12 protein-coding genes are annotated in these 10,498 nt (G+C 33.6%); 6 read left to right on the top strand and 6 right to left on the bottom strand.

Annotated features, from left to right (window positions below):
* A partial coding sequence (locus ACFVAD_RS15385) for a coiled-coil domain-containing protein (RefSeq protein WP_386641781.1) occupies positions 1–1,112 on the bottom strand: 1,112 nt, incomplete at its 3' end.
* A gap of 180 nt (positions 1,113–1,292) precedes the next feature.
* Between ACFVAD_RS15385 and ACFVAD_RS15380 the strand changes: the two genes are divergently transcribed.
* On the top strand, positions 1,293–2,027 hold the full coding sequence (locus ACFVAD_RS15380; protein WP_386641778.1) for a BMQ_0737 family morphogenetic spore coat protein: 735 nt from the start codon (positions 1,293–1,295) through the stop codon (positions 2,025–2,027).
* 154 nt (positions 2,028–2,181) lie between these two features.
* Entirely contained in the window at positions 2,182–2,934 is a 753-nt protein-coding gene (locus ACFVAD_RS15375) for a hypothetical protein (protein WP_386641775.1), read from the top strand.
* Between the two features lie 257 nt (positions 2,935–3,191).
* On the opposite strand, the gene ACFVAD_RS15370 is transcribed toward ACFVAD_RS15375, so the two are convergent.
* On the bottom strand, positions 3,192–3,398 hold the full coding sequence (locus ACFVAD_RS15370; RefSeq protein WP_386641772.1) for a hypothetical protein: 207 nt from the start codon (positions 3,396–3,398) through the stop codon (positions 3,192–3,194).
* 54 nt (positions 3,399–3,452) lie between these two features.
* Complete coding sequence (locus tag ACFVAD_RS15365; RefSeq protein WP_386641769.1) at positions 3,453–4,256, bottom strand: glycosyltransferase family A protein; 804 nt, start codon at positions 4,254–4,256, stop codon at positions 3,453–3,455.
* Positions 4,257–4,615: 359 nt separating this feature from the next.
* Between ACFVAD_RS15365 and ACFVAD_RS15360 the strand changes: the two genes are divergently transcribed.
* The gene (locus ACFVAD_RS15360) at positions 4,616–5,323 is read left to right on the top strand and encodes a glycosyltransferase (protein WP_386641766.1); all 708 of its coding nucleotides are present in this window, start codon (positions 4,616–4,618) and stop codon (positions 5,321–5,323) included.
* Positions 5,324–5,352: 29 nt separating this feature from the next.
* Complete coding sequence (locus ACFVAD_RS15355) at positions 5,353–6,459, top strand: polysaccharide pyruvyl transferase family protein (protein ID WP_386641763.1); 1,107 nt, start codon at positions 5,353–5,355, stop codon at positions 6,457–6,459.
* A 214-nt stretch (positions 6,460–6,673) separates the two neighbouring features.
* On the opposite strand, the gene ACFVAD_RS15350 is transcribed toward ACFVAD_RS15355, so the two are convergent.
* Genes ACFVAD_RS15350 through ACFVAD_RS15340 form a run of 3 tightly spaced genes read right to left on the bottom strand, consistent with a single transcriptional unit; the run spans position 6,674 to position 9,316 of the window.
* Entirely contained in the window at positions 6,674–7,360 is a 687-nt protein-coding gene (locus ACFVAD_RS15350; protein ID WP_386641761.1) for an O-methyltransferase, read from the bottom strand.
* A gap of 31 nt (positions 7,361–7,391) precedes the next feature.
* A complete protein-coding gene (locus tag ACFVAD_RS15345; protein ID WP_386641758.1) occupies positions 7,392–8,249 on the bottom strand; it encodes a glycosyltransferase family A protein in 858 nt (285 codons plus the stop codon).
* Between the two features lie 38 nt (positions 8,250–8,287).
* A complete protein-coding gene (locus ACFVAD_RS15340) occupies positions 8,288–9,316 on the bottom strand; it encodes a hypothetical protein (RefSeq protein WP_386641756.1) in 1,029 nt (342 codons plus the stop codon).
* A 519-nt stretch (positions 9,317–9,835) separates the two neighbouring features.
* On the opposite strand from ACFVAD_RS15340, the gene ACFVAD_RS15335 reads away from it, so the two are divergent.
* Together ACFVAD_RS15335 and ACFVAD_RS15330 are read left to right on the top strand one after the other, a co-directional pair.
* Complete coding sequence (locus ACFVAD_RS15335) at positions 9,836–10,249, top strand: hypothetical protein (RefSeq protein ID WP_386641753.1); 414 nt, start codon at positions 9,836–9,838, stop codon at positions 10,247–10,249.
* Between the two features lie 24 nt (positions 10,250–10,273).
* Positions 10,274–10,477, top strand: coding sequence for a hypothetical protein (locus ACFVAD_RS15330; RefSeq protein ID WP_386641750.1), 204 nt, complete (start codon positions 10,274–10,276; stop codon positions 10,475–10,477).
* Positions 10,478–10,498: the final 21 nt, after the last annotated feature.

The following is a 10,498-nucleotide window of genomic DNA, read 5'->3' as shown; positions in this document are numbered from 1 at the left end:
CATTGCTGTTTAGCTACTTCTATTTCTTGTTGGAGTGTTTGGCATTGTTCGTTTGAAATAACCAATTCCTTCTGCACGGACTGATAGTGCTGTTTTGAATCATCTAAATCGTGCTGCATGCTTTGGCATTGCTGTTTAGCTACTTCTACTTCATGTTGCACTGTTTGGCAATGCTGCTGTGATTCTTCCACTTCTTGTTGAAGTGCCTGGCATTGTTCCTTTGAGCCAACTAATTCATCATGGACGGCTTGGTATCGATCTGTCAATTCAGCCAGCTCTTGCTGCACTGTTTGGCATCGCTGCTGTGATTCTTCCACTTCTAGTCGAAGTGATTGGCATTGTCCCTTTGAGCCAACTAATTCATTTTGGACTGCTTGGTATCGTTCCTTCGTATCAGCTAGTTCCTGTTGCACTGTTTCATATTGTTCCTTATAGTCAGTTAATTTTTGCTGTACACTTTGACATTGCATTTGTGATTCTTCCAATTCTTGTTGGATCGTGTGGAGATGCTGGGCCGAGTCAACAAATTCTTGTTGCAATGAGTGAAGCTGTGATCTTGCTTCAGCCAATTCTTCTTGCGTAGCATGCAGCTGGTTTCTTGAATCCGTCAATTCATTTTGGACTTCGTCAAGCTGTTGTTCAGTTTCCTTGCATTTATTTTCCAAACTTTGTATAGAATATTTACAACTCTCAATTGTTTCAAGATGCTGTTTGTTTTCCTGTTCAAGCTCCAATATTATGGCATCATGTTCTGACGAATTCCCTGATACCGTTTCCAACTTTTGTATAGTGGCTGCGTAATTTGTTAGCTCTTCCTGAATTAGGGCCAATTCCCTTTTAAGTTTTTTCTTTTTTTCCATGGCAGCCTCACAGCTTTTGTGCTCTTCTTTCCATTTTGCCTCCAATTTTTTATTTGCTGATTCTAATTTTTCAATCTTTTCCTTCCATTGATCCCGTTCTTCCAGCCAGGCATGATTTTCAGCTTCCAACTTCTTAATAAGGTCTATATCCTTCACTTTTTGCAGTTCCGCCTGTAGTCGTTTCACTTCCGCCCCTAGATGGATCAACTTCTGCTGAAGTATTACGACATTATCATTATTGAAACTTCTCATTAATCTGCAACCTCCTTTAAACGTTCCTCTTACAAGTAATTCTCTCAAGGTAAGAAATATTACAGCTTTTTATGAAAAAAGAAATTCGGGCTTTTGTCTCTGCACACTTACCCACAAAATTCATACTATACATTAGTCCCGTAACCCAAATGGGTATTAAATGAATAGGAGGAGTTTTTAGTGAATCATAAAGAAACTGAGAGAGTCTGTATTAAGACTCGTAAGGTTTACGACTGGGTATCACGTCAAGTTGACGTTGCTGTAAAAAGCATCTGCAACTCAGATTTAGATGGACTATTTGCTTGTGACCTTGAACATGATGATGATGCGAATATTGCTGATATCCTGTGTGATGCAAAGGTTGGTGGCTTATCTGTAGAATGCTTCTTGTCTGATGAACATGGTCATAGAATCAATGCCAAAGCACATCATAACCACCGCCACCACAAAGGGTTAACTTGTAAGGAAATCGAACAACCAAATGGGCGTCCTGATGTAGAGGTAACACTTCCAGACGGAACAGAAGTAACCCTGCAACGTGTGAAAGTATTAATCAAGGGGTATGTAACAGTTCACCTTGTTAATGCAGCTGGCCATGTAGTATGCTGCTCCAAAGCCATCCCATTTGCAACAATCCAAACATTCCTTCTATGTGCTCCGGAAGGCACTGAGCTGGACTGTCACGTAACATTCTTTGAGTGTGACTCCAACCTGATCGCAACTCCAGACTTTGCACAATTAGATGTAGCGATAACTCTTTGCTTGGATATTCAAATGGAAGCAGATGTAAAATTGGAAATCGAAGCAAGAATCTGCCGCCCTCGTGAAGAAATCTTGGAAGGCTTAATGTGCCCAGCAAAAGAATTCCCGCCACAATGCCCAGAAATCTTCCCAGCACATAAAAGACCAAGATAACAACCCTTATACAAACTTTTAACAAGCCAACAACATTCGGGTCCCACTGAGTGTTGTTGGCTGTTATATTACTGTTTAATGGAAGATTTATTATTGATTGGAACTTCCTTACATAGACTGTAATATGGAATATCAGAGGAGGTTAAAAGCAGCGATGAATAATAATCAGCAGGACTTATTCAAAACTCAGCAGCAGGTGATCTATTACCGCGCTGAGGTTTCCAAATACAAGAACCGGATTGAAGAGCTAAAGCAGGAGCTTGAAAAGGAAGCGATACGCAATAGATATCTTCAGACTAAAATAAGGGAATTAAAACAGCAGCACATTATGACCTACTCCCCCGAACTCGAGCAATTGCGAAAAAAAGTCTTGGAGCTGGAAGTCGAATTGGAGGAAGAAAAAGCACTTCAGGAAACTGATCAGAATCTCTTCATAATAGAAGAAAAGGAACCGAGCCTTTTTAGTTACTTTAATTATTCCATCCTTTTGCCCTATGAAGAAGAAACAACTCTAACGGTCATCAGCGACTTGACGATTGTAAACAACGGAGTAACGGAACTCGAGGACGTGATTGTTTGCCTGAAAATAACCCCCATGGAAAACGTAGTGTTATCAGGGAAGATTTCTAACCCTAAGCTTCTCCAATATACAGGACAGGATCGGTCTGCAGCTGACTGGATCTACGCGACAGAGGATTGGAAGGACAAAATCAGGAATACAGGAGAATACTGGATCCGTTCCTATCAAAAGCCAAATTTATTACAAGGTGAACAGGTTACTTTTCAGAATTTCGAAATCCTTATCGATCAGAACGCTATCTCCTCGAAAATTACCATTGAAGCATTTATCCATTGTAAAGAAATGTCCCCCTTGCCTAGCAAAAACAAAATAATACTAAGTTTATGATAGGCAAAACTACTAATTCACAAGAAAAAAAGGCGCTTGTACTGAGAGATTCGCCCGCTCCAAATACCCTCCCTAGAATACATTATTGTAGGAAGAAAAAATTCCTAAACCAAAATTTAGAGGGAGGCAAAAATATGAGTTTATACTATGAGTATAAGTCATGTTGCAGTAAGAAGGATGATCGTAAGGATGATCGTAGGGATGATCGTAGGGATGATAAGAAGGATCATGATCCGGATTGTTTTTGTGATAAATTCCTACACAGATTCATCGGACATTATGTTAGAGTTGTAACTACAGGAGATAATGGTGACATTGACGGAATCCTTTGTTGCATCGATAAACACAGTGGCATTGTTACAGTAGTTGATGGAGATGACGTTTTCTACATTTGCTGCAAAAAAATCGCTTACGTAAGACAAGAAGCTCCAGGTAATGGAACAGGCGGATCCATTTAATTTCAACTTTGAGCATCCTTTAAATAGGATGCTCTTTTTTCAAATTCACAGGATATTGTACTACTTAATAATTCTAAATACATCGTAAAAACTATTATTAAAAGCCTCACCTATTGAATTGAATTCTTTTGCGACTATATCTTCCTTTAATGTTCGTTTTAATAACATGTTGTTCTCACCATGCCCAAAATATCTAAAGACAATTGGAATATCTATCGTCAAGTACTCAATTCTCCGGTTTCTTAAATATTGTTTAATTTTAGGATGCCGCTTTAACGTGAGATATGAAAAAGTTCCTTTATCTCTCGAATTACCGGTTGGAAAATCTTCTTTAGAAAAATACAATACCATGCAACTTCCGCAATGCTTATAAAACTCCTTTTGCAGCCACACCTCATTTAAATAAAAATTTGACATGAATCCTCTATTAATCACGAAAGCCTTCTTTAAAGGAAGTGAATTTATATATTCTACAAATCTATAATGCAGCCAATCATCAGCATCCAAGGGAACAAAGTAACCTGAAAAGTTTTTTACCCGTAGATATTTCCCTATTACCAATCTTTTTTTCAATTTGTCTCGCGAGAAACCCCTGGTATTTGAAGGAGGTGGAAATGAGACCGCTAAAAATGTCACCTTTTTATGTGAAAGTTCAACTATATCAGGTTTTTCATGTCCCGCTAAAATCACTCTAAAATTTTGAGCAGTATTGTTAAATATGGATCTTAGTGTTTTAGAAAGATTTTCTTCTACTACGGTCCAGTTTTTTGATACTTTTTTGCTCTTCAGAGAAATCGCAAAGATTATTTCGTTTTGATTTTTATTAAATGCAATATTTTTTTTCTTAATTTGATCTATATACACTTCTACTTTCTCCAGATATTTATTTAGTGTATCTATTTTCTTCACCTTCTTTATAAAGATATTTAGTCTATATACATTATTCTGTTATCATCCAGTTTATTAGAAATGTTCATTTTTCATTTATATATACTAATGACCTATTACTCTTCTTAATGTAAAAGAATAGACTATCATGAGTGTTTTATTAGTGGGATAACTCCTATAGTTCCACTTTTAATATCCAGTTTGAAATAATGCAATACCCCCTTTTCACTGCAGACAAAGATTAGACATTTAAGAAAGATTAAATTTCTTGTCGTTATAATCACATCTGAATTATCCAACAAATTAAAATTCAGATTAATTTTGGAGGAAAATCAATGATTTCATTAGTTGCATGTACTATAAGAGATGAAATGTTAGAAAACATATTTAAGAATTTCAATCGCCAATTATGGAAGGAAAAAGAGCTAATAATAGTATTGAATAATGACCAAATGAATAAAGAGTTATGGGACAAACAAGCTAAAATGCACAAAAATGTAAGAGTGTATAAAATACCCGAACATAACACATTAGGTGATAGCTTGAATTTTGGAATTGAGAAAACTAATTACAATATTGTAGCGAAAATTGATGATGATGATTACTATTCTCCCTATTATTTAACAGAAGCAATGGAAATTTTTCAGACAACAGATGCGCAATTAGTCGGAAAAGGTAAATCCTTTATGTATTTTGAAGCCGAAAAATTGTTAAGTTTAAGGGTACTAGGAAATGAGAATATGGCAGGTAAAAGTTCTCTTAAAGGAGGAACTCTTATCTTCAGAAAAGAACTTTATCCTAAAATAAAATTCCCCTCCAAAATAGGATCAGGGACCGATAGTACATTTGTTAGGTTATGTAAAGAAGCTAACATTAAGTTTTATTCTACTAGTAGGTACAATTACGTCTATATAAGAAAATCTAATAGTAAGCTTCATACCTTTAAACGCTCAAATAAACAATTAATTAAAAGCAGTAAATATATAACAAAAACAACTAATTACGTACCTAAAATTACAAAAAAACTAGGACTGATTAAATAAAATCATTTATATGAGGTGAACTTGTTGACATGAAAAAAGTACTCTACTTAGGTTGGCTTGGACATACAAATCTAGGTGACGAATTGATGTGGGACGTTTTTCGCGAAAAGTTCTTTAAATTAGCTAACACTAAAAAATATGAATTATATTCTTCAGACAGACAACGATTATTTAAATTAAAGAAAAAAAGGCACCTATTAAAACATTTTGATGTTATCGTATTAGGAGGTGGTTCACTACTCACCCCAAGCTATATTAACATTTTGTATAATGCTATTAATGTTAATAAAAATGTTGAAATTATTATCTGGGGGAGTGGGATAGATTGGATTGAAAAGGAACAATTGAATTTAATAAATCCTAAAATAGGTTTTAATAGCCGTCGAAACAATAAGGAGTTCAATATTTTCCCAAACCGGTTATTTATAAGTAAATTGCAGAAAGTTATAAATCACTCTAAATATGTAGCATTACGAGGCCCATACACATTTCAGGCACTGAAATTGATGGGTGTTAATCTTGATAAAGTAATTATTTCAGGAGATCCTGGAATATTAGTTAAAGGTAATTTTGCAAATAATACAAGTGGTGAAAAAATTGTAGCTATCAACTGGGGTACAGCTAAAAACAAAATATATGGCAAGAATGAATTATATATTGAAGAAGAATTGGTGAAAGTGGCAAAAAAATTAATAGGACTAGGATATCAAATTTGTATTTTCCCTGTAATGGATCATGATATTTATCCCTGCAAACAGTTATACCAGAAAATAAATGATCAAGTTAATGTACGAGTTATTACGAAACTCAATAATCAATATGAAACTGCTAAATTGTTTAGTACATGTAATTTTTCCATTAACTTCAAATTGCATGCAAATGTTCTTTCAGCTGTTGCTGAAATTCCCTTTATCTCATTAGGATATCGCTTTAAATCATTTGATTTTTCAAAATCAGTCGATTTAGAAAACTTAGTAGTTGCAACCGATGATTCCAACTTGAGTGAAAAAATACTAGAGGCTTCAAATTATATTGTAGAACATCACAATAAACCTCATAATCTAATGAAAAATATGCAAAAACATAAAATTGAAACCAACATTAAATTAAATAAAGCATTCTCCTTATTTAAATAATCTAAATCTAATCATGTAATTAATAAAACAATCTACAGAAGTAGGAATTCGTTTTTTATGAAGATTTGTTTTGATATAAGAAAACTAATCTTCTTTTCTTAGAATTCTATCTTATAGCTTTTTCCAATATAAAAATTAAAAACCCGACTTTAGGCAACTATTTATTACCTAAAATGCGGGTAGGAACTTTTTAGTATCTTTGGTCCATATATATCTATAATTCTACTATTCCAATCCTTTTATCAATAGAAACACTCGTTTGTACCCTCTTATCATTAGCTATTTCTATCCAGCAACTTCTCATTTCTTCTGAAAAGTTAATATCGTCGAATACTAGTATACTTCCTGGCTTTGACTTCTTCATAACAAGTTCAAATTGAGGAATTAAGAACTCTCTAGTATGAATTGCATCGATAAAAGCAATATTAATTCTTTTTAAGGGATTCAAGACATCTTCTATATTCTCTTCAAAAGTACCATTTATTAATCTAAACCTTCTTCCTATTAAAGATAGATTTTTTGCTGCAATGGAAGCCCATTTTTGGTTTGGTTCAAATGTCAGTAATTCCCCATATTCATTTTGCTCAATACCACTTAACCAATACATTCCTGAGACTCCAAAAGCAGTACCAAATTCAACAATTACTTCTGGCTTATATTGTCTTGTAACCCAAGAATAAAAATTCCCGAACTTTTTACTGGTACGTACCTGATTTGGTAAACGGGAGGCATTTTGTTGGTTATAACCTTCCCATAATTTTTGTTTTCCCATCTTTTGAGTCGATAGAGATATTTTCTCAATCGCATTAGTGTTTTTGTCATTATATAAAAATACTTCTTTTGAAAATAAGTTTTTATATAACCACGAATCAGTATCTGTTTTTATCCATGTAAGATTCATAATACACCTCATAAATCATTTGTTTTTTCCATTATTTCACTCTATATTGATCGAATAACGAGGAATTAATCTTTGAACCAGCTATGTTGTAATCTCCTGCTGAGACATTATGATTAAATCTTTTTTTCATGATACTATTATTATCTCCATGAGCAACAACCCAAACAACTATAGGGAGATGCATTAGTGAGTATTGTCTTTTTATTTCCTTAAGGTAATCTATTACTTTCGGATGGGGTTTAACTGCCAATTGAAAATAGGAGGCTCTTACATCTTTTCTTTTTAAAGATTTCGGAAAATCATAATTGGAAAAATACAGGATAACGCTGCTACCACAAATTCTATAAAATTCCGATCTTGGCCAAATCTCATTTTTAAATAAATTCAACATGAATCCCTTATTTAAAATCAATGCATCTCTATGCGGATGTAACATAATCAATTCAACAAATCTATGATGTATCCAATCATCCGCATCTAAAGCCATAAAATAACCAGAAAACCCTATTTTCCTTAAATGTTTCCCTATAATTTCTCGTTTTCTTAATTTATCATTTGAATATTTATTAATACCATTTGGAGAAGGAAAATGAGCTTTCAACCAAGTTACACGTTTATGCTTTAATTCCTTGATGTTTGGCTTTTCGTGCCCAACTATAATAATACGATAGTTTTGATTTGTATTATTAAATATCGATTTTAGCGTCTTAGCTAAATTCATTTGCACTTGGAGCCAATTACGGGAGACTTTTTTGCTTTTCAGTGATATTGCGAATGCAATTTCCTTCTTTTTTAAAGCATTAGGGTTGTTCTCTTTATTTTTCTTTAGTTTATTTATAAAGAGGTTGATATTATTAATGTCGTCCATAATAGAATATTCTTTATCCACTGATATTGCACCCTGACTTTCTTTTCCATTATTAAACACTATTTTTTTTTTACAATATTATCTAGGTATTCAATGGTATTTATAACAGCATCAAGACGAACAACTTCTCTTTTCTTGGAGTCTTTTTCCAAGCCACTCCTACCTGATGACAGTCTGGCAACCCATCCTGCTTTGTCAAATTGTCTTGATTCCTTTGATAGTGGAAGTCTATTTCGATCCCAAGGGTCATCTTTCCACTTATTCCACTTTCCAGGGACACCAAGCCTCCATAATAATTCCACCTTATCTCTACGACCGTAGTAAAATTCTTCGTTAAATTCTTCATTTGAGTCCTTCCTAAAAATTATCTGAGGTTCATCTACTGCTTTTGGCTTAATATTTTTAAATAATTCTTTATTTGATGGTACTCTTGCCATTGGTACAACAAAATATTTTTTATGAAGGGAATTCTTTACACTTTTATATATATTTTTCCATGCTGATAACGCTATAAAACAGTTCCCATCCCACGGTAGAATCCATTGGGCTTTTTTCTTACCATCTCTTAATGCAACATTTCTTGCTCCATTTACATTCATTACATAATTAATTTTATGTCTGTACTTTGCAGTAAGCATCCGTTTTTCTTGGGTTTGTGATAAATTTTTCTGATCAGAGAATATTTCATCATCATTTTCAATTTCCATATATTCATCTTTATTAAATGGGATAATAATATATTTTTGTTTGTGTTTTTCTAGTAATTCAATAATTGAAACCTGAATTTCACTTTGGAAAATACGATTAACTACCCATTTTTTTTCACAGTTTACTAGCTTTGGTTCATTTTCGAGAATAAATTTAAGGTTCTGAAGTGTTTGTCCTGTTTTATGTCTGGGAAATAAATCATTTCCCAATATTCGATAAAGAATAAATGATTGAGATATGGGATTTTTTTTATGGAATCTATACTTTTTCTTGCTGTTCTTTCTCTTATTCCGCTTGGCATCTTTATTAATTTGAGAATATCTTTTGGTACTTCTCTTATTTTCAACTTTTTTCCTTTTAACTTTTTTATTCTCGTCCATCGTTCTCCTCCTAACCTACTGATGTCTCAAATTACTAGTTGAATGGTTCTTCCATTTGATTAATGAAAAAAATGCTTTCAGAAAAAAGTTTCTATTTGCATCTTTTTCCGCCTATATTTCTTAAATATTTGACATTTATAGCTCTCCTTTTCTGCAATGTATTGTAGTATATTCATTAATTCTTAAAATTGTTTGTACAAGAAATACATGTTTTAGCACATTTTTTAGGATAATTAATTAGATGTAGATAGGTTTTCATGGTTTAGATTTATTTCGATTGATATCTGGTTAGTTTTGATTATTATTAGGATTCACTATCAATATTGAATGGTATAAAATTTCGTACATTAACAAGACTTTAAAAATTTGTTTGTAAAAAAGCACTTAAATTGTTGTTTCTAAGCCAAGTAATGTAAACAAACGGGCATTTAAAAACTTACTTTACAAGTACAAAAACTTTCCATATGAATAAATTAATAAAGTAACCAAAACCCAAACTACGATTGGAGGCATACATTAATGGGTGTAGTCTATATAGAAAAATCTTTATGCAGCCAAAATGTGACAAATTCATTTCGCTGCAGTTGTTCAAGTTGTAATCCAGGAACAGATCCATTCCCTAACCCTTCTCCTAATCCCAATCCAACATCACCTATCAGACAACTTGCTGAAAGGCTGAGAATTGCAGAAATTAGAATTGCAGAGAATACAGCACGAATTGTTGAACTGGAAGAAGAGCTAGATCAAATAACTGGTGATACTGAAGAAGTTCAGGAATTCTTCGAACAGAATTTAAATGAAGAGGTTACGGTCTCTACTTCATTTGGCGTTGTTACAGGAACGGTGGAGACTGTTGGGGAAGATGTGGCCGTTATTGTTGAAGAGAATGGTGATATTGTTCTTGTACCGTTTACAAGTGTAACAACTGTATAATTTTGATGTAGGGAGGCTAGTAATGTGACTTTTGCTGAAATACTATCACAATATTTAAATAGAAATCTGGAGGTATATTTACCGAATCAATTTCTCGAAGGTGTCCTTCAGGCTGTTAACGGCAGTTCTTTTGTTTTGGAAGTGCAAAACGGTTCCTATGTGGATCCGTCAGACCTCGTAACCATTTTCTTGGACAATGTCGAAGGAATCCGTGTATTGACGGTTTAACCGATAGTTTGGCGGTTATAC

Origin of the sequence: Sutcliffiella sp. NPDC057660, assembly GCF_042800035.1 — a bacterium.
In the GTDB taxonomy this organism is placed as follows: Bacteria; Bacillota; Bacilli; order Bacillales; family Bacillaceae_I; genus Sutcliffiella_A.
The sequence above is the reverse complement of the archived record's forward strand: the minus strand, read 5'-3'. Positions and strand labels throughout refer to the sequence as shown.

Excerpts from the sequence above, each read along its gene's own strand:
- ACFVAD_RS15335 (WP_386641753.1), top strand. The coding sequence starts at position 9,836 with ATGGGTGTAGTCTATATAGAAAAATCTTTATGCAGCCAAAATGTGACA.
- ACFVAD_RS15355 (WP_386641763.1), top strand. The coding sequence starts at position 5,353 with ATGAAAAAAGTACTCTACTTAGGTTGGCTTGGACATACAAATCTAGGT.
- ACFVAD_RS15360 (WP_386641766.1), top strand. The coding sequence starts at position 4,616 with ATGATTTCATTAGTTGCATGTACTATAAGAGATGAAATGTTAGAAAAC.
- ACFVAD_RS15350 (WP_386641761.1), bottom strand. The coding sequence starts at position 7,360 with ATGAATCTTACATGGATAAAAACAGATACTGATTCGTGGTTATATAAA.
- ACFVAD_RS15340 (WP_386641756.1), bottom strand. The coding sequence starts at position 9,316 with ATGGACGAGAATAAAAAAGTTAAAAGGAAAAAAGTTGAAAATAAGAGA.
- ACFVAD_RS15375 (WP_386641775.1), top strand. The coding sequence starts at position 2,182 with ATGAATAATAATCAGCAGGACTTATTCAAAACTCAGCAGCAGGTGATC.